The organism is Paenibacillus sp. 05T425 (assembly GCF_056396205.1).
In genome coordinates this window covers 19,164-41,655 of sequence record NZ_JBFTLA010000018.1, presented here as the reverse complement: position 1 = coordinate 41,655, position 22,492 = coordinate 19,164, and the positions used below count along the sequence as shown (strand labels likewise).

At 47.9% G+C, this 22,492-nt stretch carries 21 protein-coding genes; all 21 read left to right on the top strand.

Annotated features, from left to right (window positions below):
* The first annotated feature begins 20 nt into the window (after nucleotides 1–20).
* Nucleotides 21–380 (top strand): 50S ribosomal protein L7/L12, encoded by a 360-nt coding sequence (gene rplL, locus AC1DF0_RS28550; protein ID WP_137186567.1) that lies wholly within the window; start codon nucleotides 21–23, stop codon nucleotides 378–380.
* A gap of 139 nt (nucleotides 381–519) precedes the next feature.
* Nucleotides 520–1,125, top strand: coding sequence for a class I SAM-dependent methyltransferase (locus AC1DF0_RS28545; protein ID WP_442050308.1), 606 nt, complete (start codon nucleotides 520–522; stop codon nucleotides 1,123–1,125).
* A 354-nt stretch (nucleotides 1,126–1,479) separates the two neighbouring features.
* Nucleotides 1,480–5,043: a DNA-directed RNA polymerase subunit beta gene (gene rpoB / locus AC1DF0_RS28540; protein WP_442050284.1), complete on the top strand. Its 3,564-nt coding sequence runs from the start codon at nucleotides 1,480–1,482 to the stop codon at nucleotides 5,041–5,043.
* A gap of 97 nt (nucleotides 5,044–5,140) precedes the next feature.
* A complete protein-coding gene (gene rpoC, locus AC1DF0_RS28535) occupies nucleotides 5,141–8,767 on the top strand; it encodes a DNA-directed RNA polymerase subunit beta' (RefSeq protein WP_442050285.1) in 3,627 nt (1,208 codons plus the stop codon).
* Nucleotides 8,768–9,105: 338 nt separating this feature from the next.
* Nucleotides 9,106–9,528, top strand: coding sequence for a 30S ribosomal protein S12 (gene rpsL / locus AC1DF0_RS28530; protein WP_054025332.1), 423 nt, complete (start codon nucleotides 9,106–9,108; stop codon nucleotides 9,526–9,528).
* Nucleotides 9,529–9,593: 65 nt separating this feature from the next.
* Nucleotides 9,594–10,064, top strand: a complete 471-nt coding sequence (gene rpsG, locus AC1DF0_RS28525) for a 30S ribosomal protein S7 (protein ID WP_337103236.1) — start codon at nucleotides 9,594–9,596, stop codon at nucleotides 10,062–10,064.
* A gap of 29 nt (nucleotides 10,065–10,093) precedes the next feature.
* Complete coding sequence (fusA, locus tag AC1DF0_RS28520) at nucleotides 10,094–12,172, top strand: elongation factor G (protein WP_442050286.1); 2,079 nt, start codon at nucleotides 10,094–10,096, stop codon at nucleotides 12,170–12,172.
* Between the two features lie 113 nt (nucleotides 12,173–12,285).
* Entirely contained in the window at nucleotides 12,286–13,476 is a 1,191-nt protein-coding gene (gene tuf / locus AC1DF0_RS28515) for an elongation factor Tu (RefSeq protein ID WP_442050287.1), read from the top strand.
* Nucleotides 13,477–13,764: 288 nt separating this feature from the next.
* Nucleotides 13,765–14,814: an ABC transporter substrate-binding protein gene (locus AC1DF0_RS28510; RefSeq protein WP_477576765.1), complete on the top strand. Its 1,050-nt coding sequence runs from the start codon at nucleotides 13,765–13,767 to the stop codon at nucleotides 14,812–14,814.
* A gap of 96 nt (nucleotides 14,815–14,910) precedes the next feature.
* Nucleotides 14,911–15,828 carry an ABC transporter permease gene (locus AC1DF0_RS28505; RefSeq protein ID WP_442050289.1) on the top strand — a complete coding sequence of 306 codons (918 nt, stop codon included), beginning with the start codon at nucleotides 14,911–14,913 and terminating at the stop codon, nucleotides 15,826–15,828.
* Complete coding sequence (locus tag AC1DF0_RS28500; RefSeq protein ID WP_442050290.1) at nucleotides 15,828–16,622, top strand: ABC transporter ATP-binding protein; 795 nt, start codon at nucleotides 15,828–15,830, stop codon at nucleotides 16,620–16,622. The genes AC1DF0_RS28505 and AC1DF0_RS28500 overlap by 1 nt, the downstream gene beginning before the upstream one ends.
* A gap of 1,033 nt (nucleotides 16,623–17,655) precedes the next feature.
* Complete coding sequence (rpsJ, locus tag AC1DF0_RS28495; protein WP_017692074.1) at nucleotides 17,656–17,964, top strand: 30S ribosomal protein S10; 309 nt, start codon at nucleotides 17,656–17,658, stop codon at nucleotides 17,962–17,964.
* A 44-nt stretch (nucleotides 17,965–18,008) separates the two neighbouring features.
* Nucleotides 18,009–18,632 (top strand): 50S ribosomal protein L3, encoded by a 624-nt coding sequence (gene rplC / locus AC1DF0_RS28490; RefSeq protein WP_337103242.1) that lies wholly within the window; start codon nucleotides 18,009–18,011, stop codon nucleotides 18,630–18,632.
* A 28-nt stretch (nucleotides 18,633–18,660) separates the two neighbouring features.
* The gene (gene rplD, locus AC1DF0_RS28485) at nucleotides 18,661–19,284 is read left to right on the top strand and encodes a 50S ribosomal protein L4 (RefSeq protein WP_337103243.1); all 624 of its coding nucleotides are present in this window, start codon (nucleotides 18,661–18,663) and stop codon (nucleotides 19,282–19,284) included.
* On the top strand, nucleotides 19,284–19,577 hold the full coding sequence (rplW, locus tag AC1DF0_RS28480) for a 50S ribosomal protein L23 (protein WP_477576761.1): 294 nt from the start codon (nucleotides 19,284–19,286) through the stop codon (nucleotides 19,575–19,577). The genes rplD and rplW overlap by 1 nt, the downstream gene beginning before the upstream one ends.
* Nucleotides 19,578–19,594: 17 nt before the next feature.
* Nucleotides 19,595–20,425, top strand: a complete 831-nt coding sequence (rplB, locus tag AC1DF0_RS28475) for a 50S ribosomal protein L2 (RefSeq protein WP_442050291.1) — start codon at nucleotides 19,595–19,597, stop codon at nucleotides 20,423–20,425.
* Between the two features lie 55 nt (nucleotides 20,426–20,480).
* On the top strand, nucleotides 20,481–20,762 hold the full coding sequence (gene rpsS / locus AC1DF0_RS28470; RefSeq protein ID WP_056635975.1) for a 30S ribosomal protein S19: 282 nt from the start codon (nucleotides 20,481–20,483) through the stop codon (nucleotides 20,760–20,762).
* 42 nt (nucleotides 20,763–20,804) lie between these two features.
* Nucleotides 20,805–21,140 carry a 50S ribosomal protein L22 gene (rplV, locus tag AC1DF0_RS28465; protein ID WP_307208489.1) on the top strand — a complete coding sequence of 112 codons (336 nt, stop codon included), beginning with the start codon at nucleotides 20,805–20,807 and terminating at the stop codon, nucleotides 21,138–21,140.
* Nucleotides 21,141–21,153: 13 nt separating this feature from the next.
* Nucleotides 21,154–21,816, top strand: coding sequence for a 30S ribosomal protein S3 (gene rpsC / locus AC1DF0_RS28460; protein ID WP_337103246.1), 663 nt, complete (start codon nucleotides 21,154–21,156; stop codon nucleotides 21,814–21,816).
* 2 nt (nucleotides 21,817–21,818) lie between these two features.
* Nucleotides 21,819–22,253 carry a 50S ribosomal protein L16 gene (gene rplP, locus AC1DF0_RS28455; RefSeq protein ID WP_337103247.1) on the top strand — a complete coding sequence of 145 codons (435 nt, stop codon included), beginning with the start codon at nucleotides 21,819–21,821 and terminating at the stop codon, nucleotides 22,251–22,253.
* Nucleotides 22,243–22,443, top strand: a complete 201-nt coding sequence (rpmC, locus tag AC1DF0_RS28450; RefSeq protein ID WP_307208493.1) for a 50S ribosomal protein L29 — start codon at nucleotides 22,243–22,245, stop codon at nucleotides 22,441–22,443. The genes rplP and rpmC overlap by 11 nt, the downstream gene beginning before the upstream one ends.
* Nucleotides 22,444–22,492 lie beyond the last annotated feature (49 nt).

Below are 22,492 nucleotides of genomic sequence, written 5' to 3'. Positions count from 1 at the left end.
AAATTTCCGGAGGTATAACCATGTCTAAAGAGCAAATCTTGGAAGCCATCAAAGTTATGACCGTTCTTGAACTGAACGACCTTGTTAAAGCAATCGAAGAAGAATTCGGCGTAACTGCTGCAGCTCCAGTAGCTGCTGGCGGCGCAGCAGTAGCTGTTGAAGCTGAGCAATCCGAATTCGACGTTATCCTTAACAACGCTGGCGCATCGAAAATCAACGTAATCAAAGTTGTTCGCGAAATCACAGGTCTTGGCCTGAAAGAAGCGAAAGACTTGGTTGACAGCGCTCCTAAAGCAATCAAAGAAAAAGTTGCTAAAGAAGAAGCTGAAGCTGTTGCAGCTAAACTTACTGAAGCTGGCGCTTCCGTAGAAGTTAAGTAATATCGCTTAAATTGCATACAGCAGGGACATAAGCATACGCTGTGGCCTCGCTGACGAGCMCCTTGGAACCGCATGGTTTCAAGGGGTTCGTTGCATGTTATAAGCTAATAGCTAAAGGATGACGGAAGGGAAGCCGAACATGTCGAATCATTATTATTCTGAAAGCCCGGAAGTAAAACATAACCGGCAGCAGCATACCTTTGATCTGCGCGGCTATGCCTTTCGTTTTATGACGGATGCCGGCGTATTCTCCAAGACGGGTGTCGATTACGGCAGCCGAGTGTTGATTGATGTCATGGAGATTGCGGGCGATGCGAAGGTGCTTGATGTCGGTTGCGGCTACGGCCCGATCGGGCTGACGGCTGCGAAGCTGGCGCAGCAAGGTCATGTGACGATGATTGATATTAATGAACGAGCGGTAGAGTTGTCTCGCGAGAATGCTCGACTTAACGGCATATCGAATGTAACGGTAGTGCAGAGTGATATCTATGCTGCGGTGAAAGAGCAACGATTCAATACCATTGTAACGAATCCGCCTATTCGCGCGGGAAAAGCAGTCGTTCATCGTATCTTCGAGGAGGGCTATGAGCTGCTTGAGCCAGGCGGAACGATGTGGGTTGTGATTCAGAAGAAGCAAGGAGCGCCGTCAGCGGAGGCGAAGCTTAAGGACTTGTTCGGAGAGCATGAGGTCGAGGAAGTTACGAAGGATAAAGGCTATCGGATCTTCAAAGCTACTCGAACATAAGCAGTGAAAAAGTTTTCAAAGAATGTTTTGCAAAATAGTTTGACTTGACTTTTTGGATATGGTAATATTATAAAATGTCAGCATTAAATTGGGCTCAATCTCTTTAGTCAACTAAAATGTCAAGTATGATTTTTTGGGCGCGGATTGCATAAGATATGCAAGTTTGACGTATAATGTTTACATTTTGGGCAAAATTACTTGATATGTGACCATCGCGCCGCGCTGCGAATGGTTGGCTGCCGGAAACACGCTCTTTTTTCGAACTATTCGATAAGGGCTTTTCTTTATTTAACTATATAGGCGGCTGGTGCCGGCTATGAGTGACGCAGTAAGTATCGATGCTGTGAGACAGACATGAGGGGTGAGGTTAAGTTGGCAGGACAACTTGTTCAGTATGGTCGGCGAGCGCGCAGAAGCTACGCCCGAATCAACGAGGTGCTGGAAGTCCCGAACCTGATTGAAATCCAACAAAAATCGTATGAGAAGTTCTTGGACAACGATTTAATTGAATTGTTTCAGGATATTTCTCCGATTTCGGACTTTACGGGCAATCTATCGCTTGAGTTTATCGACTATGGCTTAGGCGAACCGAAATATTCGGTCGATGAATCAAAAGAGCGCGACGTGACGTATGCAGCTCCTTTACGCGTTAAGGTACGACTTTTCAATAAGGAGACCGGCGAGGTAAAGGAACAAGAAGTGTTCATGGGTGATTTCCCGCTTATGACTGAGACAGGCACGTTTATTATTAACGGGGCCGAGCGGGTTATAGTCAGCCAATTGGTGCGCTCCCCGAGTGTGTACTTCAGCACGAAGGTTGATAAGAACGGGAAGAAGAACTACACGGCAACGGTTATTCCGAACCGTGGTGCTTGGCTGGAGCTTGAAACGGATGCCAAGGATATTGTTTACGTTCGTATTGACCGGACCCGGAAAATTCCGGTAACGGTGCTTTTGCGTGCACTTGGTTTTGGCACAGACGCTGAGATTCTCGAGCTGCTAGGCCATGATGAGTACATTCGCAATACGCTAGACAAGGACAATACGGATTCCACGGAGAAAGCGCTGATCGAGATTTACGAGCGTCTTCGTCCAGGTGAGCCGCCGACTTTGGATAATGCGAAGAGCTTGCTTGTAGCTCGTTTCTTTGATCCAAAACGATATGACCTGGCCAATGTCGGCCGTTACAAAATAAACAAGAAGCTTCATATCAAAAATCGTTTGTTCAACCAGAAGCTCGCTGAGAACTTGGTTGATCCGACTACAGGCGAGATTATCGCTGAGGCGGGACAAATGATCGACCGTCGCTTGCTTGACGAGATTCTCGAGAAGCTGGAGACGGATGTGGGCTTCAAGACTTATCACGTCGCTAACGGTGTTCTTGATGCTGATAGTATTCCGCTGCAAACGATCAGCGTATTCTCGCCGCTTGACGAGAACAAAGTCATTAAAGTTATCGCAAATGGCGTTATTGATAAATCCGTTAAGCACATTACGCCTGCGGACATCATTTCCTCCATTAACTATTTCATTAACTTGCTCCACGGCGTTGGAAGCACGGACGATATTGACCATCTCGGCAACCGTCGTCTGCGTTCCGTAGGCGAATTGCTGCAGAACCAATTCCGTATCGGTCTTTCCCGTATGGAACGCGTTGTGCGCGAGAGAATGTCGATTCAGGATGCGAATGCGATTACGCCACAGGCGCTAATCAATATCCGTCCCGTTATCGCGTCGATCAAAGAGTTCTTCGGTTCCTCGCAGCTTTCCCAGTTCATGGACCAAACGAATCCGCTTGCTGAATTGACGCATAAGCGTCGTCTATCGGCACTCGGACCAGGCGGTTTGACAAGGGAACGCGCAGGCTTCGAAGTACGTGACGTCCATCACTCTCACTATGGCCGTATGTGTCCAATCGAGACGCCAGAGGGACCGAACATCGGTTTGATCAACTCCTTGTCCTCGTTCGCCCGTATTAACGAGTACGGCTTCATTGAAGCTCCGTATCGTTGGGTTGATCCGAAGACGGGAACTGTTACGGAACAAATCTCTTACATGACTGCCGATGAGGAAGACAACTATATCATCGCGCAAGCGAATGCGAAGCTGACTCCTGAAGGTCAATTTGCTGAAACGAACACAATCGTTCGTTACAACAAACAGGCGGATAACATCTTGACGATGCCTAGCGAACGCGTTGACTACATGGACGTATCGCCTAAGCAGGTTGTGTCGGTTGCGACAGCGCTCATTCCGTTCCTAGAGAACGATGACTCCAACCGCGCTCTAATGGGATCGAACATGCAACGTCAAGCCGTGCCTCTTCTTATCCCGAAAGCGCCGTTCGTCGGTACGGGTATGGAGCATAAGGCTGCAAAAGATTCTGGTGTATGTATTGTTGCCAAATATGACGGAATTATCGAGCGTTCGTCAGCTAACGAAATTTGGCTGCGCCGCGTTGAGATCATTGACGGCAAACCGGTAACAGGCGACTTGGTTAAGCACAAGCTTCATAAGTTTATGCGTTCCAACCAAGGTACGTGCATTAACCAACGTCCGCTTGTACGCAAAGGCGACGTAATCAAGAAAGGCGATATTCTCGCAGACGGCCCTTCCACGGAACAAGGCGAATTGGCGCTTGGACGCAACGTTGTTGTCGCGTTCATGACGTGGGAAGGTTACAACTACGAGGATGCCATCTTGCTAAGCGAAAAGCTTGTGAAGGAAGACGTGTACACGTCCATTCACATTGAAGAATATGAGTCCGAAGCTCGTGATACGAAGCTTGGACCGGAAGAAATTACACGCGACATTCCGAACGTCGGCGAAGATGCGCTCCGCAACCTCGACGAACGCGGCATTATCCGTGTCGGTGCTGAGATTAACGCAGGAGACATCCTCGTCGGTAAAGTAACGCCTAAGGGCGTAACAGAGCTGACGGCCGAGGAAAGATTGCTCCACGCAATCTTCGGCGAGAAAGCTCGCGAAGTTCGTGATACATCGCTCCGCGTACCGCATGGTACGGACGGCATCGTTGTAGACGTGAAGGTGTTCACTCGTGAGAACGGCGACGAATTGCCGCCAGGCGTTAACCAGTTGGTTCGTGCTTACATCGCTCAGAAGCGTAAAATTTCTGAAGGCGATAAAATGGCCGGACGTCATGGTAACAAAGGGGTTATCGCCCGCATCATGCCAGAAGAGGATATGCCGTTCCTACCGGACGGTACACCAGTAGAAGTCGTTCTGAATCCGCTCGGCGTACCTTCGCGGATGAACATCGGTCAAGCGCTTGAAGTTCACCTTGGTATGGCTTGTAAGCATCTCGGCATTCACGCCGCAACGCCTGTATTCGACGGCGCGCGCGAGAATGACGTATTCGATACGATGGAAGAAGCCGGCATGCAGCGTAATGGTAAGACTGTCCTTTATGACGGTCGTACCGGCGAGAACTTCGAACGTGAAGTTACAGTTGGCGTCATGTACATGATCAAACTGGCGCACATGGTTGACGATAAAATCCATGCTCGTTCGACGGGCCCTTACTCGCTCGTTACGCAACAGCCTCTCGGCGGTAAAGCGCAATTCGGCGGACAACGTTTCGGGGAGATGGAAGTATGGGCGCTTGAGGCATATGGTGCAGCGTACACACTCCAAGAAATTCTTACCGTCAAATCCGATGACGTGGTCGGCCGTGTGAAAACATACGAATCGATCGTCAAAGGCGAGAATGTTCCTGAACCGGGTGTTCCAGAATCGTTCAAAGTATTGATCAAAGAGCTTCAAAGCTTGGGCATGGACGTTAAGATCCTGACTGAGAATGAAGAAGAGATCGAGATGAAGGAAATGGACGACGAGGAAGAGAACACTGGCGATAAACTTAATCTTAATCTAGAAGGCACTGAAGTCGGCGCTGAATAAAGCATTCGCCTGAATTCCGAGTAGCGTCACGCGCTCCTCGGAATTCGGCAGTTTACGCATAAAGACATAGTTATAGATGACGAAGGAGGGTTGCTCCTTGTTGGACGTGAACAACTTCGAGTATATGAAAATCGGTCTGGCTTCGCCTGACAAAATTCGCTCGTGGTCCCGCGGAGAAGTTAAGAAACCGGAGACAATCAACTATAGGACGTTAAAACCGGAGAAGGAAGGTCTCTTCTGCGAGAAAATCTTTGGACCTACTAAGGACTGGGAATGTCATTGCGGCAAATACAAACGCGTTCGTTACAAAGGCGTAGTCTGTGACCGCTGTGGCGTCGAAGTTACTCGCGCGAAAGTTCGCCGCGAGCGTATGGGACATATCGAGCTTGCAGCTCCTGTCTCCCATATCTGGTACTTCAAAGGTATTCCAAGCCGCATGGGCCTTGCGCTTGATATGTCCCCTCGTTCGCTTGAGGAGATCATTTATTTCGCATCTTACGTTGTTACCGATCCAGGTGAAACTCCGCTTGAGAAGAAACAACTATTGTCTGAGAAAGAATACCGCAGCTATCGTGAGAAGTACGGTTTCGGCTTCCATGCAGGCATGGGTGCTGAGGCAGTTAAGAAGCTTCTTCAAGATATCGACATCGAAAAAGAGCTTGAGCAACTGAAGGAAGAGCTGCGTACGGCTCAAGGCCAACGCCGTAACCGTGCGATCAAGCGTCTTGAAGTCGTCGAAGCATTCCGTAATTCCGGCAACGAGCCGGAGTGGATGATTTTGGACGTGCTTCCGGTCATTCCTCCTGAGCTTCGTCCAATGGTACAACTCGACGGCGGCCGTTTCGCAACATCCGACCTTAACGATTTGTATCGCCGTGTAATTAACCGGAACAACCGTCTGAAGCGACTGCTTGATCTGGGTGCACCAGACATTATCGTACAGAATGAGAAGCGCATGCTTCAAGAAGCAGTTGACGCATTGATCGATAATGGTCGTCGCGGCCGTCCTGTTACGGGACCGGGCAACCGTCCATTGAAATCTCTCAGCCATATGCTCAAAGGTAAGCAAGGACGTTTCCGTCAGAACTTGCTCGGTAAACGGGTTGACTATTCCGGTCGTTCCGTTATCGTCGTAGGTCCTAACCTGAAGATGTTCCAGTGCGGCCTTCCGAAGGAAATGGCACTTGAGCTGTTCAAGCCGTTCGTCATGAAGGAACTCGTCAACAAAGGCCTTGCGCATAACATTAAGAGCGCGAAGCGTAAAGTTGAACGTGTAAGCCCTGAAGTGTGGGACGTTCTTGAAGAAGTGATCAAGGAGCATCCGGTATTGCTCAACCGTGCCCCGACGCTTCACAGACTCGGTATCCAAGCGTTCGAGCCTATCTTGGTTGAAGGTAAAGCGATCAAGCTTCACCCGCTCGTATGTACAGCTTACAACGCTGACTTCGACGGTGACCAAATGGCCGTTCACGTACCGTTGTCCGCAGAAGCGCAAGCGGAAGCTCGTCTTCTTATGCTTGCATCGGGCAATATCTTGAACCCGAAAGACGGTAAGCCAGTCGTTACGCCATCGCAGGATATGGTTCTCGGCAGCTACTATCTGACGATGGACAACAAAGAGTCCAAAGGCAGCGGTTCGGTATTCGGTACGGTCAACGAAGCAATCTCCGCTTATCAACGCGGTATTGTATCGTTGCACGCGCGTATCTTCGTTCCGGTTCGCGTATTGAAAAAAGTTAATTTCACCGAACAGCAGCAAAACTCGTTGCTCGTTACTACGGTTGGTAAAGTCATCTTCAACGAGATTTTCCCTGAAGATTTCCCTTATATCAACGAAGCAACGAAGACGAATCTGCTTCACGGTACGCCAGATAAATATTTCGTATACGAAAAAGGTGCAGACCTTGTTAAGTTTGCGGATGAATTGAACACCCCTGGCGCGGTAGGCAAAGACTACCTTGCGCTTGTAATCGCGGAATGTTTCCGTCAATACCACACAACGCTTACGGCAGTCATTCTTGACCGCATTAAGCAGCTTGGTTTCACTTATTCCACAAAGGCTGGTATTACGATCGGCGTATCCGACGTTATCATCCCGGTAGAAAAAGCAGAAATCATGAAACGTTCCGACGATAAGGTCGCTACCGTTATGAATCAATACCGTCGTGGTTTGATTACGAACGAAGAGCGTTATGACCGTATCATCACGATTTGGAGCGCGTGTAAAGACGAAATTACCGAAGTCCTCATGAAATCGATGGATCGTTACAACAACATCATGCTCATGGTGGATTCGAAAGCACGGGGAAACAAATCGCAAATTACGCAGCTCGGCGGTATGCGTGGTCTGATGGCCAATCCATCCGGCCGTATCATCGAGTTGCCAATCAAATCGAACTTCCGTGAAGGTCTTACCGTCCTCGAGTACTTTATCTCGACGCATGGTGCGCGTAAAGGTTTGGCCGATACAGCACTTCGTACAGCCGATTCGGGTTACTTGACTCGTCGTTTGGTTGACGTTGCGCAGGACGTTATCGTTCGTGAAGAAGATTGCGGAACAGATAAAGGCTTCACGGTTAGCAAGATTCAAGACGGTAAAGAAGTTATCGAGGATCTGTACGACCGTATTGAAGGACGTTACTCCTTCGAGACTGTTCGTCATCCGAAGACTGGCGAAATTATCGTTAACCGCAGTGAACTGATCGATTCGAACAAAGCGGATGCGATCATCGATGCAGGTGTTGAGAAGCTGCAGATTCGTTCTGTGCTTAGCTGCCGCGCTCGTCATGGCGTATGTAAAGTGTGCTACGGCCGTAACTTAGCTACTGGCAAGCACGTTGAGATTGGTGAAGCGGTAGGTATTATCGCGGCTCAATCGATCGGCGAACCAGGAACACAGCTCACGATGCGTACGTTCCATACGGGCGGCGTTGCCGGTGACGACATCACGCAAGGTTTGCCGCGTATTCAGGAGTTGTTCGAGGCGCGTAATCCGAAAGGCCAAGCGATCATTTCCGAGCTTGACGGCGTCATCAAGGAAATTCGTGAAGCGAAGGACCGTCGTGAGATCGAAGTTCAAGGCGAAGCAGAATCGAAAGTATATGCAGTTACTTACGGTTCGCGTATCCGCGTAACGGAAGGCCAGCATATCGAAGCAGGCGACGAGCTGACAGACGGCTCGATCGATCCGAAAGACATGCTGCGCATCAAAGGTATCCGCGGCGTACAGAACTACATTTTGCAAGAAGTACAGCGCGTTTACCGGAACCAGGGCGTAGAAATCAATGACAAGCACGTTGAAGTCATGATTAAACAAATGCTCCGTAAAATCCGTATCGTAGACGCTGGCGGTACAACTCTTCTTCCAGGTGCGTTCGTCGACATTCATGAATATGAGTCGCAGAACCGCGAGGCAATCTTCTCTGATAAAGAGCCAGCTGTCGCTAAGCCGGTATTGCTCGGTATTACGAAGGCGTCGCTTGAAACGGATTCGTTCTTGTCGGCGGCATCGTTCCAAGAAACGACGCGCGTATTGACCGATGCTGCTATCAAAGGCAAAGTCGACCAATTGCTTGGCTTGAAAGAGAACGTAATTATCGGTAAGCTGATTCCAGCAGGTACCGGTATGCAGCGTTATCGCAATATCCACTTCGTGGGTATGGAAGATGAAGAAGGTAATCCAATTGTCCAAGAAGAAGCTACGGAAGCAGTAGCTATCGAATAGATAGCAGTCAATGGCTGACTCAGATAGGTAATGAATGAAGAATGAAGTGATACATGCACCCGTTCGTTCGATGCGAACGGGCTGCGTGGATCGCTTTTTCTTTTGAGATAATGGAGTAAATCATGTACCGCATTAATCATTAATTCAGTAGAAATATGAATTTTAGAGGATTACACTTGACATGTACACAGTATAGATGCTAATATGTCGAAGTGTGCCTGATGACTAGGAATTAGAAATTCGTATGTTCATTTATGAACCGCCTGGTTCTGTGGGCTTAAATGGGGTAAAATGTCTACCGTATTAAAGACATTGATATAGGGGAAGGGGGTGGCAACATGCCAACAATTAACCAGCTGGTCCGCAAAGGACGTCAAGCGAAAGTCGTTAAATCGAAATCGCCAGCATTGCAAAAAGGTTTCAACGCTCTGAAACGTGAAGCTACTAACATCAGCGCTCCTCAAAAACGCGGTGTGTGCACTCGTGTAGGTACAATGACTCCAAGGAAACCGAACTCCGCGCTTCGTAAATATGCTCGTGTTCGTCTGACGAACCGTTTAGAGGTTACGGCTTACATTCCGGGTATCGGACACAACTTGCAAGAGCATAGCGTTGTTTTGATCCGCGGCGGTAAAGTAAAAGACTTAGCAGGAGTACGTTATCATATCGTTCGCGGCGCGCTTGATACTGCAGGTGTTAACAACCGTATGCAAGCTCGTTCGAAATATGGTACAAAACGTCCTAAAGTTAAAAAATCGTAAGAATAACTCTATTGAGTTATTAACAAGCTAGAACAAGCGACTATAAGAAGAAAGGGGGACTTTACATGCCACGCAAAGGTCCTGTAACGAAGCGCGATGTGCTTCCAGATCCGATGTATAACAGCAAGCTGGTAACGCGCCTAATCAACCGCATTATGCTTGACGGTAAAAGAGGCGTAGCAGCAACACTGCTATACGATGCTTTCAAATTGATTCAAGAGCGCTCGGGTAAAGATCCGATGGAGGTTTTTGAAACAGCTTTGAAAAACATTATGCCGGTTCTTGAGGTTAAAGCTCGCCGTGTAGGCGGCGCTAACTATCAAGTGCCTATCGAAGTTAAACCAGAGCGCCGTACGGCACTTGGTCTCCGTTGGCTCGTGAACTACTCACGTAACCGCGGCGAGAAAACGATGGAAGAGCGTCTAGCTGCTGAAATCCTGGATGCTTCGAACAACACTGGCGCTTCTGTTAAGAAACGCGAAGATACGCACAAAATGGCTGAAGCAAACAAAGCGTTTGCTCACTACCGCTGGTAGAATCTTAACAATCGAGAGGAGACCATTTTATGTCAAGAGAGTTCTCCTTGAATAATACGCGCAATATCGGGATCATGGCGCATATTGATGCTGGTAAAACGACTACGACTGAACGGATCTTGTTCTTCACGGGCCGTACTCATAAAATCGGTGAGGTGCACGAAGGTGCAGCTACGATGGACTGGATGGAACAAGAACAAGAACGCGGTATTACGATTACGTCTGCCGCTACAACCGCTCAATGGAACGGTCACCGCATCAATATTATCGACACCCCGGGACACGTTGACTTCACAGTTGAAGTTGAACGTTCCCTGCGCGTATTGGACGGGGCTGTTGGGGTTTTCAGTGCGAAAGAAGGCGTTGAGCCACAGTCTGAGACGGTATGGCGTCAAGCTGACCGTTACAACGTACCACGTATCGCTTACGTCAATAAGATGGACATCATTGGCGCAGACTTCCTGAATGTTATTAAAGACATGCGCGAGCGTCTGCAAGCTAATGCTGTTGCGATTCAAATACCGATCGGCGCCGAGAGTGATTTTGTTGGCGTTATCGATATCGTTGAACGCATAGCATACAAGTACAAAGATGATACAGGTAAAGATCCAATTCAGGTTGAGATTCCTGCTGAGTACGCCGACCAAGTCGAAGAACTTCGTACGGAATTGATTGAAAAGGTTGCAGAACTGGATGAAGAATTAACGATGAAATATTTGGAAGGTGAAGAACTCACTATTCCAGAAATTAAAGCAGCACTCCGTAAAGGCGTATGCGAAGTTAAAATCTTCCCAGTAATCGTTGGATCCTCGTACCGCAATAAAGGTGTTCAATTGATGTTGGATGCGGTTGTTGACTACCTTCCATCCCCACTCGATGTACCGGCAATCAAAGGTACGCTCGAGGATGGAGAAGAAGGCGCACGACCATCGTCTGATACAGAGCCGTTCTCGGCTTTGGCATTCAAAATCATGACGGACCCTTATGTTGGTCGTTTGACGTTCTTCCGTGTGTATTCGGGTATACTGAAATCCGGTTCGTATGTTCTTAACTCAACTAAGGGCAAACGTGAACGTATTGGACGTATTCTTCAAATGCATGCGAACTCGCGTCAAGAAATCTCTGAAGTGTATTCCGGCGACATCGCTGCAGCTGTTGGTCTTAAAGACACAACAACTGGTGATACACTTTGCGATGAGAAAGCGATCATCATCCTTGAGTCGATGAACTTCCCAGAACCGGTTATCTCGGTTGCTATCGAACCAAAAACGAAAGCTGACCAAGACAAACTCGGTATTGCGATTTCTAAACTCGCTGAAGAAGATCCTACCTTCCGTGCACATACGGACGAAGAAACAAACCAAACGATTATTTCTGGTATGGGTGAGCTTCACCTTGAAATTCTCGTTGACCGTATGTTCCGTGAATTCAAAGTTGAGACAAACGTTGGTAAACCACAAGTTGCTTACCGTGAAACGTTCCGTCAAGCTGCGAAAGTTGAAGGTAAGTTCGTTCGTCAATCCGGTGGTAAAGGTCAATTCGGACATTGTTGGGTTGAATTCTCACCACTTGAGCCAGGTTCAGGCTTCATATTCGAAAACAAAACAGTCGGCGGTTCGATTCCACGTGAATTTATCGCTCCTATCCAGGCTGGTATTGAAGAGTCGATGAAGAACGGCGTAGTTGCCGGCTTCCCGCTCGTTGATGTCAAAGCTGTTGTTGTAGACGGATCTTATCATGATGTCGACTCCTCCGAGATGGCGTTCAAAATTGCAGGTTCGATGGCGCTTAAAGCTGCCAAAGAAAAATGTAAGCCAGTATTGCTCGAGCCAATCATGAAAGTTGAAGTTACTGTTCCTGAAGAGTACATGGGCGATGTTATGGGTATGCTTAACTCCCGTCGTGGTCGTATCGAAGGTATGGATTCGCGCGCAGGCGCTCAAATCATCCGTGCTAAGGTGCCTCTCTCCGAGATGTTTGGTTACTCCACAACACTTCGTTCCGGTACACAAGGACGCGGCGTATTCTCGATGGAGCTTTCTCACTATGAAGAAGTTCCTAAGTCGATCGCTGAAGAAATTATTTCCAAGCACAAAGGCACTGAGTAATCACTGCGTTTGGCTAACTAAAGTTTGTTTTAGGCCGTCATCAGGTTTGCTTGCACTCTAGGTGTCGGCCCACACATAAAAAATATGATGGTATATGAGGAGGATTAAGTTCAATGGCTAAGGCAAAATTTGAACGTAATAAACCGCACGTTAACATTGGTACTATCGGTCACGTCGATCACGGTAAAACAACATTGACGGCTGCTATTACAACTGTTCTTTCCAAAAAATACGGCGGTGCAGCAGTAGCATTCGACCAAATCGATAAAGCTCCAGAAGAGCGCGAGCGCGGTATCACAATCTCGACAGCTCACGTTGAGTATGAGACGCCAGCTCGTCACTACGCACACGTTGACTGCCCAGGTCACGCCGACTACGTTAAAAACATGATCACTGGTGCTGCTCAAATGGACGGAGCTATTCTTGTAGTATCCGCTACTGACGGCCCAATGCCACAAACTCGTGAGCACATCTTGCTTTCGAAACAAGTAGGCGTGCCTTACATCGTTGTATTCCTGAACAAATGCGACATGGTTGAAGACGAAGAGCTTCTTGAGCTTGTTGAGATGGAAGTTCGCGACCTTCTTTCCGAGTATGAGTTCCCAGGCGACGACACTCCAATCATCCGCGGCGCAGCTCGTGAAGCACTTGCTAACCCTGACGGTCCTTGGGCTGACAAAATCGTTGAATTGTTCGAACAAGTTGACACTTATATCCCAACTCCAGAACGCGACACGGCTAAGCCTTTCCTTATGCCTGTCGAGGACGTATTCACAATCACAGGCCGTGGTACAGTTGCTACAGGTCGCGTAGAGCGTGGCGTTATCAAAGTTGGCGACGAGATCGAAATCATCGGTCTTGCTGAAGAGTCCCGTAAATCCGTAGTAACAGGCGTTGAAATGTTCCGCAAATTGCTTGACTCCGCTCAAGCTGGCGACAACGTTGGCGCATTGCTTCGTGGTGTAGACCGCAGCAACATCGAGCGTGGTCAAGTATTGGCTAAACCGGGTTCGGTTAAGCCACACACGAACTTCACTGCTCAAATTTACGTTCTTACTAAAGAAGAGGGTGGCCGTCACAAGCCTTTCTTCACAGGCTACCGTCCACAGTTCTACTTCCGTACAACTGACGTAACGGGTATCATCAACCTGCCAGAAGGCACTGAGATGGTTATGCCTGGCGACAACATCACTGTAACGGTTGAGCTTATCGCTCCAATCGCTGTTGAAGAGGGAACTCGTTTCTCGATTCGTGAAGGCGGCCGTACAGTAGGCGCTGGCGCAGTAGCAACTATCCAAAAATAATAAACGCGGCCTTAGGCCGACGTTTGTAACGAGAAGCTCCCACATCTGTGGGAGCTTCTTTATATTACAAGTATATTTGGATATTTTTCATGTAACTAATGATTGACGGTATGTGGTTTCGACCTTTAATATTAAATGTAATGCAAAGGTTGTCCACGTTCAGAAGGTATTCAGACAGTATAGGCAGACATATTTCTTCCGGGAAAAGGTATAGCCTTATTTGTATTGCATGGATTTCCTTCTATGAGAATAACGTTGACGGTACACATTATGAGAGGGGTATATCAAATGAAAAAAAAGTTTTGGTTAGGCGTTACGCTTGCGGCAGTTATGGCTGTAACGGCGGCATGCGGTGCGAACGGTTCCGACAATACGAATACAGGATCGAACAACAACACAGGCAATACTGGCGGGGATGCAGAAAAAACGTATACGATTGCGATTTCGCAATTGGTTGAGCATCCGTCGCTCGATGCGACAAAAGAAGGTTTTCTTGCAGCATTGAAGGATGCGGGCATCGAAGAAGGCAAGAACCTAAAGATCGATATGAACAACGCACAAGCGGATACGGCAAACAGCAAAACGATTTCTCAGAAAATCGCTTCGGGCAAAGCGGACCTTGCACTTGGGATCGCAACAATGACGGCTCAGAACTTGGCTGAGGACGTAACGAACATCCCAGTCTTGTTCGCAGCAGTAACAGATCCGATCGATGCAGGCATCGTTAAGCAACTTCAAGCCCCAGGCGGCAACGTGACGGGCGCTTCCGATACAAACCCGGATGCGGTTAAGCAAACAATGGATTTCATCGCTGCCGAGCTTCCAGAAGTGAAGAAAGTAGGCCTGGTTATCAACGAGGGAGAACCAAATGCTGTAGTTATGGCTAAATATGCCGAAGAAGCACTTTTAGCACATGGCATCGAACTTGTTAAAGCTCCTATCGTTAATATTTCCGATGTACAACAAGCTGCCGAGTCTTTGGTTGGTCGTGTAGATGCTATTTACATTACGCTTGACAACAACGTTGTAAGCGGCGTGGATTCTATTATTGAAGTGGCTAACAAAAACGACATTCCGTTCTTCTCCGCCGACCGTGATACGGTTGAAAAAGGAGCCTTCTTAACGGTTGGTTTCAAATACTTCGACCACGGTTATGAAGTTGGACAAATGGCTGTTGAAATTTTGAAAAACGGTAAAAAGCCAKGCGAGATGGACATTACGGTTCCACAAAAGCTGGATTTCATCATGAACCTGAAGGCAGCAGCAGAGCAAGGCATCACGGTTACGGATAAAATGAAAAGCTACGTAAAAGATCCTGAGAATAACATCATCGAGTAAGTCCGGTATCATTGGAATAGAATAAGAATATGAAAACATGCGGGGTGAGCGGTAATTCTGTTCACCCCCTTGTTGTGACAAAGGAGTGGCATAACGATGCTCACATCATTACAGGGTGCTATAGAAAGCGGCCTGTTGTATGCGTTGATGGCGCTTGGCGTCTATATTACGTTTCGCATACTCGACTTTCCGGATTTAACGGTTGACGGAAGCTTCACGACGGGAGCCGCAATAGGCGCTGTCATGACCGTGAATGGTACACCGCCATGGATTGCGGTCATTTGCGCTTTTATCGGCGGTGCGGTTGCAGGTACTTGCACCGGCTTGCTGCATACGAAGGGCAAGATCAATGGCTTGTTGTCCGGTATCATTATGATGATTGCTTTATATTCGATCAACTTGCGTATTCTAGGCAAGCCAAACGTTTCATTGCGTAATATGGACAATGTATTCGACGGTGTTTCGGTGCTGGTGCTTGCCGCAATATTGGCTATTGTGGTTAAGGTATTGTTGGATTTGTTCTTCAAAACCGATGTGGGCTTGAGCTTGCGCGCAACTGGGGATAACTCGCGAATGATTCGGAGCTTCGGTGCAAACACTGACATTACAACGATTTTCGGAATTGCGTTATCCAATGCACTGGTTGCAACATCCGGAGCCCTTATAGCTCAGCAGCAAAAGTTTGCCGACAACAGCATGGGGATCGGGATGATCGTTATCGGACTAGCTTCCGTTATTATTGGCGAGGCGATCTTCGGCTCGCGTTCGATCTTCCGTGCAACGCTGGCTGTCATACTGGGAGCTATTATTTATCGGATTATCTTTGCTCTGGCACTCCGCGTGGAGTGGCTGGAAGCGTCTGATATGAAGCTTATTACGGCGATTATTATTATTTTCGCTCTCGTTGTGCCTTCGGCAAGACGAGCAGTGAAAATGAAGAGCGTCGCCCGTAAACGCACGGCCGAAATGCTGGCCAAGCTTGGCAATGCCTCTCAAGCGGGAGGTGAGCGCTAATGTTGGAGATCGCTAACGTATCGAAGCTCTTCAATCCAGGCACGGTGGATGAGAAGACGGCGCTCGTAGGCGCTAACTTGATCATGAAGCCAGGCGACTTCGTAACCGTAATCGGCAGCAACGGAGCAGGTAAGTCGACGCTAATGAACATTATTTCTGGCGTAATGAAACCGGATGCCGGTGATGTCAAAATTGACGGGAAGGTCATCTCGCCATTGTCCGAGCACCAGCGCAGCCGCTGGATCGGCCGCGTCTTCCAAGATCCGATGGCCGGCACAGCGCCGCGCATGACGATCGAGGAGAATATGGCGATGGCTTATACGCGAGGCAAGTCGCGTGGATTCTCCTTTGGCGTGAACAAAGCGAAACGAGCGATATTCCGTGAAGAGCTGTCTCGCCTAGGCATTGGCCTTGAGAATCGTCTTAATGCCAAGGTTGGTCTGCTGTCAGGCGGCGAGCGTCAAGCACTCAGCTTGCTGATGGCGACGTTCACACGTCCGCAAATCCTTTTGCTGGACGAGCATACGGCGGCGCTGGATCCGGCTCGTGCGGAGCTTATCACGACGCTCACGGAATCGATTGTCCGCGAGATGAATCTTACGACGCTTATGGTTACGCACAATATGGAGCAGGCGATTCGTCTGGGCAACCGCCTGATCATGATGGATAAGGGTCGGATTATCCTTAACGTCAATGAAGACCGCAAGCAGAACTTGACCGTAGAGCAGCTGCTTGGCGAATTCGAACAGATCAGCGGCAAGAAGCTGGCCGACGATCGCATCGTGCTGGGGTAGGTTTGATTGCGGACTGCACTGGGCGATAGCAAAGAGGGAAGCTTAGGGCTATGTGAGGGAGCTGCACTGCGAAGAAGTCGGGGGCTTGCGTCTGCGTTGAAACCGTATTGTCTTGATTAGATTAGTACGCTGTTACAATACTGATTTCAAAAGCAAATCGTAAACTCTCCAGCTCCCCGCCTTCCTCTTCGTTCCGACCTCATCAAACCATATATATAATAGAAGAAACGCGTGCGATCTTTAGTCGCACGCGTTATTTTTGTTGTGACTGAATCGATAGTTCGATTTCGTATAACTAATTTTGACTAACGAACTTCAATATACTCAATAGCGGCATTTCGTCGAACTAATTCGCGAATAATCGCTCAAGACACCAAAAGTGCCGGATTAGCTGCCCGAAATCGAACTAAATGAGCGGTTTTTGGTGTAGAGGACAAATTAGTTTCCCGAAATTCCGCTAATGCGCAGCGGCGATCGGTTGCAGGCTGCATTGATCAACGTTTGTGTATATTCCCTTCTTATTACTAATGAAACGAAGCGAGCGGCGTTATATAATGTGTTTCGGGTCAATAATGAGTGAGGCAACTCATAACGGAACGATGGCATTAGCTACATATGTTCGTTCACATGAAATCGAACGAGCATGCTTTTCTGCTTCGAGCGAGCAGATGAGCAAGTAATGCAGGGAATTGGAATGGAGCAAAGCTGGGCTCGAGCCGGAGAGTTTACGTTCCGCATTTGATACTGTGATGCATCCTTAAACCCTAATCATGGGATCACAGTTTCAATGGCGGACGGAGGCCGAGTGCAGCGTCGCGAAGCGAATAATTCCCCATAATCATTGCCATTCTGCGAGCGAGATTATTATGTTGCAATTGCCTATTAAATTCGGTATAATATTGACTGTTGGTCTGACGTTGCGTTGATGCGAGAGGTTGCCGACACACCCCGCTCCTTTGCCATGGAGCGCGTGAAGGGTTTTTCTCGCGGAGTATGTCCGATAATAAATTGGGCGATAGAAGGAGGGACTTATATGGCAAAGCAAAAGATTCGTATTCGCTTGAAAGCATACGATCACAGAATTCTTGACCAATCCGCAGAGAAGATCGTTGAAACTGCAAAACGTTCCGGTGCAGGTGTATCCGGGCCGATTCCGTTACCAACGGAAAAGCAAATCATCACTATTCTCCGTGCGGTACACAAGTACAAGGATTCCCGGGAGCAGTTCGAACAACGTACACATAAACGTTTGATCGATATTGTTAACCCAACGCCGCAAACGGTTGATGCGTTGATGCGCCTGGATCTACCATCCGGTGTAGATATCGAAATCAAACTGTAATAACAAAAGTAAATGCGATCATAGAAAGGAAATGAGGTGTCAACATGAAAGGTATCTTAGGGAAAAAACTTGGAATGACTCAAGTGTTCACTCCTGAAGGAAACGTAGTTCCAGTAACGGTTATCGAAGCTGGTCCTTGCGTCGTGCTTCAGAAGAAAGACCAAGAGAACGATGGCTACGAAGCCGTTCAATTCGGTTTCTCCGATAAGAAAGAAAGCAGAACGAATAAGCCAGAGATCGGCCACGCTAAGAAAGCTGGCGCGACTCCTAAGCGCTACGTTCGTGAGATTCGCGGTATTAACCTTGGTGATTACGAAGTTGGCCAGGAAGTGAAAGCTGACTTGTTCGCAGAGGGCGAATTCGTTGACGTAACAGGTATTTCGAAAGGTAAAGGCTTTGCCGGCGTTATCAAACGTTGGGGACAAAGCACTGGACCAATGGCACACGGTTCGCGTTACCACCGTGGTCCAGGTTCGATGGGTTCGATCCAAGCTAACCGCGTACCGAAAGGCAAACGCCTTCCAGGTCACATGGGTAACGAAACGATCACAATCCAAAAGCTTGAAATTATCCGTGTAGATGCAGAACGTAACGTTCTTCTTGTAAAAGGTTCGATCCCGGGCCCTAAAAACGGATTCGTTAAAGTGAAACAAACCGTTAAGAAATAATTGCTCTTGAAGAAAGGAGGAACAAGAAATGCCTACAGTTAAAGTATTGAACGTGAGTGGCGCTTCCGTTGGCGAGCTTGAGCTTGCTGAGAACGTATTTGGTATTACACCAAACGCAACGGTTATGCACAGCGCTGTTGTCCTTCAACAAGCTGCTGAACGTCAAGGTACTCACAAAACTAAAGGACGCTCCGAAGTACGCGGCGGCGGTCGTAAACCTTGGAAACAAAAAGGTACTGGCCGTGCTCGTCAAGGTAGCATTCGCTCCCCGCAGTGGGTTGGCGGCGGTACTGTATTCGGACCGACTCCACGCACATACGGATTCAAGCTTCCTAGAAAAGTTCGTCGTCTTGCGATCAAATCCGCATTGTCTTCGAAAGTTATCGCTAACGAAATTATCGTTCTTGATCAACTGACATTCGCGGCTCCTAAGACGAAAGAATTCGCAAACATCTTGAACAACCTTAAGGTTGACCGTAAAGCGCTTGTTGTAACGGCTAACTATGAGGATAACGTAGCATTGTCCGCTCGTAACATTCCGGGCGTGAAATTCGTCGCAGCTGACGGCATCAATGTTCGTGACGTACTTGTGTATGATAAGCTGATCATCACTAAAGAAGCAGTAGAGAAAGTACAGGAGGTGCTTGCGTAATGAAAAATCCACGCGATATTATCAAGCGCCCGGTTATTACGGAACGTACGAGCGATTACATGGCTACAAAACGTTATGTGTTTGAAGTTGATMTTCGTTCGAACAAAACCGAAATCAAACAAGCTATTGAACAAATCTTCAAAGTAAAAGTAACCGGCGTTAACACGATGCGTGTAGCGGGTAAACCAAAACGTTATGGTAAACATAGCGGATACAGACCTGATTGGAAAAAAGCGATCGTTCAACTGAGCGCTGACAGCAAAGAACTTGAGTTCTTTGAAACGTCTGTTTAGAAAAGGAGGGAATACAAGTGCCAATTAAAAAGTACAAACCGACATCGCCAGCTCGTCGTGGTATGTCCGTGTCGACTTTCGAAGAAATTACGACAAGCACACCGGAGAAATCGTTGCTTGCACCGCTTTTCAAAAAAGCTGGTCGTAATAACCAAGGTAAAATTACGGTTCGTCACCATGGCGGCGGACACAAACGTAAATACCGTATTATCGATTTCAAACGTACTAAGGACGGTATCGTAGGTAACGTTGCGACGATCGAATACGATCCGAACCGTACTTCCAATATCGCTTTGATCCATTACGTGGATGGTGCGAAAGCTTACATCATCGCTCCTAAAGGATTGAAAGTCGGCGATCAAGTTATGTCCGGTCCTACGGCTGATATCAAGATCGGCAACGCTTTGCCGCTTGTGAATATCCCGGTCGGTACAGTTATCCACAACATCGAATTGAAACCAGGCAAAGGTGGACAACTTGTTCGCGCTGCTGGTACGGAAGCTCAACTTCTTGGTAAAGAAGAAAACTACGTATCGATTCGTTTGACTTCCGGCGAAGTTCGTCGCATTCTGAACACTTGCCGTGCTACAATCGGTTCTGTTGGTAACGAAGATCACGAACTCGTGAAAATCGGTAAAGCCGGCCGTTCCCGTTGGTTGGGCAAACGTCCAGAAGTCCGCGGCGTAGTAATGAACCCGAACGATCACCCACACGGTGGTGGTGAAGGCCGTGCTCCAATCGGACGTAAATCCCCAATGTCTCCATGGGGCAAACCGACGCTTGGTTACAAAACTCGCAAGAAGAAAAAAGCATCGAGCCAATATATTATTCGTCGTCGCACGAAGTAATAGTCGCTTGATACAAATTGCTTAACACGAACGTTATGTGAAGGGAGGAACACAAATGGGTCGCAGTTTGAAGAAAGGTCCGTTTATTGACGGGTACCTGCTTAAAAAAGTCGAGGTCTTGAACGAAACCGAGAAAAAAGTCGTTATCAAAACCTGGTCCCGCCGCTCGACCATTTTCCCACAATTCATTGGTCACACGTTTGCAGTTTATGATGGTCGTAAGCATGTGCCGGTTTATGTAACGGAAGATATGGTTGGACACAAGCTTGGTGAATTCGCACCAACTCGTACGTACAAAGGCCATGCCGGCGAAGACAAAAAAACGGGCAGACGTTAATTTGCCCTTTATCACCTTTAATGAACGAGAGGAGGTTCCTACATGCAAGAAGCTAAAGCGCACGTTAAATTCGTTCGTATTGCTCCGCGCAAAGCGATGCTCGTTGCTGATTTGATCCGTGGCAAGCAAGTTGGCGAAGCGATTGCCATTCTGCGTCACACGCCGAGATCCGCTTCCCCAATTCTGGAGAAGTTGCTGAACTCTGCTATAGCGAATGCTGAGCACAACTACCAGCTAGACGTTAACAAATTGGTTATATCGCAAGCTTTCGTTAACCAAGGGCCAACGATGAAACGTTTCCGTCCTCGTGCTATGGGACGTGCAAGCCGGATCAATAAAAGAACCAGCCACATCACCTTAGTGGTATCTGAAAAATAAGGAGGGATTACGTGTGGGTCAAAAGGTAAATCCAGTTGGCTTCCGTGTCGGAGTTATCCGCGATTGGGAGTCGAAATGGTTCGCAGGCAAAGATTTTGGCGATCTTCTGATGGAAGACGTTAAAATTCGTGAATATTTGAAAAACAAGCTGAAAGATGCAGCTGTTTCCCATATCGAGATCGAACGTGCAGCTAACCGCGTAAACGTAACGATCCAAACTGCTAAACCGGGCATGGTTATCGGTAAAGGCGGTTCCGAGGTGGAAAACCTACGTACGGAGCTTGGCAAGATCACTAAAGGCAAAAAAGTTCACATCAACATCTCTGAAATCAAACATGCTGATCTTGACGCTATTCTTGTAGCTGAAAGCATCGCACAACAACTTGAGCGTCGTGTATCTTTCCGCCGCGCATTGAAGCAAGCAATTCAACGCTCCATGCGTTCGGGTGCTAAAGGGATCAAAACCGCAGTTAGCGGTCGTCTCGGTGGCGCGGAAATCGCACGTTCGGAAGGCTACAGCGAAGGTACAGTACCTCTTCATACACTGCGCGCAGATATTGATTATGGTACAGCAGAAGCACATACAACTTACGGCCGTATCGGCGTAAAAGTGTGGATCTATCGCGGCGAAGTCCTTCCGACTAAGAAGAAAGCTCCCCAGGAAGGAGGCAACTAATCATGTTGGTACCTAAACGTGTCAAACACCGCAAACAACAACGCGGTCATATGAAAGGTCGCGCTAAAGGCGGYACAACAGTAGCATTCGGCGAATTTGGTCTTCAAGCTCTTGAACCGACATGGATCACGAACCGTCAGATCGAGGCAGCTCGTATCGCGATGACTCGTTACATCAAACGTGGCGGTAAAGTATGGATCAAAATCTTCCCGGATAAGCCGATAACTCAAAAGCCTCTAGAGGTTCGTATGGGTAGCGGTAAAGGTAACGTTGAGAAGTGGGTTGCAGTCGTTAAACCAGGTAAGATCATGTTTGAACTTGCTGGTGTATCCGAAGAAATTGCTCGTGAAGCAATGCGCCTTGCTGCTCACAAACTGCCGATCAAAACGAAGTTCGTGAAACGCGAAGAAGTGGGTGGTGAAGCAAATGAAAGCTAATGAATTTCGCAACCTAACCTCTGCTGAGCTTGAACAACAGATCACTGGTTTTAAAGAAGAGCTTTTCAACCTTCGTTTCCAATTGGCTACTGGCCAACTGGATAACCCGACACGGATTCGTGACGTGCGTAAAGGAATTGCTCGCGCTAAAACGATCTTGCGTGAAAGAGAACTCGGCATCAGCAGCTAATAATATTTTCTTGCAGTTATGAACCATCACGGCTGTAGGAAGGAGGAAG

What these genes read in the sequence shown, in the direction of transcription:
- rplL (WP_137186567.1), top strand. Translation starts at nt 21, where the DNA reads ATGTCTAAAGAGCAAATCTTGGAAGCCATCAAAGTTATGACCGTTCTT.
- AC1DF0_RS28545 (WP_442050308.1), top strand. Translation starts at nt 520, where the DNA reads ATGTCGAATCATTATTATTCTGAAAGCCCGGAAGTAAAACATAACCGG.
- rpoB (WP_442050284.1), top strand. Translation starts at nt 1,480, where the DNA reads ATGAGGGGTGAGGTTAAGTTGGCAGGACAACTTGTTCAGTATGGTCGG.
- rpsL (WP_054025332.1), top strand. Translation starts at nt 9,106, where the DNA reads ATGCCAACAATTAACCAGCTGGTCCGCAAAGGACGTCAAGCGAAAGTC.
- rpsG (WP_337103236.1), top strand. Translation starts at nt 9,594, where the DNA reads ATGCCACGCAAAGGTCCTGTAACGAAGCGCGATGTGCTTCCAGATCCG.
- fusA (WP_442050286.1), top strand. Translation starts at nt 10,094, where the DNA reads ATGTCAAGAGAGTTCTCCTTGAATAATACGCGCAATATCGGGATCATG.
- tuf (WP_442050287.1), top strand. Translation starts at nt 12,286, where the DNA reads ATGGCTAAGGCAAAATTTGAACGTAATAAACCGCACGTTAACATTGGT.
- AC1DF0_RS28505 (WP_442050289.1), top strand. Translation starts at nt 14,911, where the DNA reads ATGCTCACATCATTACAGGGTGCTATAGAAAGCGGCCTGTTGTATGCG.
- AC1DF0_RS28500 (WP_442050290.1), top strand. Translation starts at nt 15,828, where the DNA reads ATGTTGGAGATCGCTAACGTATCGAAGCTCTTCAATCCAGGCACGGTG.
- rpsJ (WP_017692074.1), top strand. Translation starts at nt 17,656, where the DNA reads ATGGCAAAGCAAAAGATTCGTATTCGCTTGAAAGCATACGATCACAGA.
- rplC (WP_337103242.1), top strand. Translation starts at nt 18,009, where the DNA reads ATGAAAGGTATCTTAGGGAAAAAACTTGGAATGACTCAAGTGTTCACT.
- rplD (WP_337103243.1), top strand. Translation starts at nt 18,661, where the DNA reads ATGCCTACAGTTAAAGTATTGAACGTGAGTGGCGCTTCCGTTGGCGAG.
- rpsS (WP_056635975.1), top strand. Translation starts at nt 20,481, where the DNA reads ATGGGTCGCAGTTTGAAGAAAGGTCCGTTTATTGACGGGTACCTGCTT.
- rplV (WP_307208489.1), top strand. Translation starts at nt 20,805, where the DNA reads ATGCAAGAAGCTAAAGCGCACGTTAAATTCGTTCGTATTGCTCCGCGC.
- rpmC (WP_307208493.1), top strand. Translation starts at nt 22,243, where the DNA reads ATGAAAGCTAATGAATTTCGCAACCTAACCTCTGCTGAGCTTGAACAA.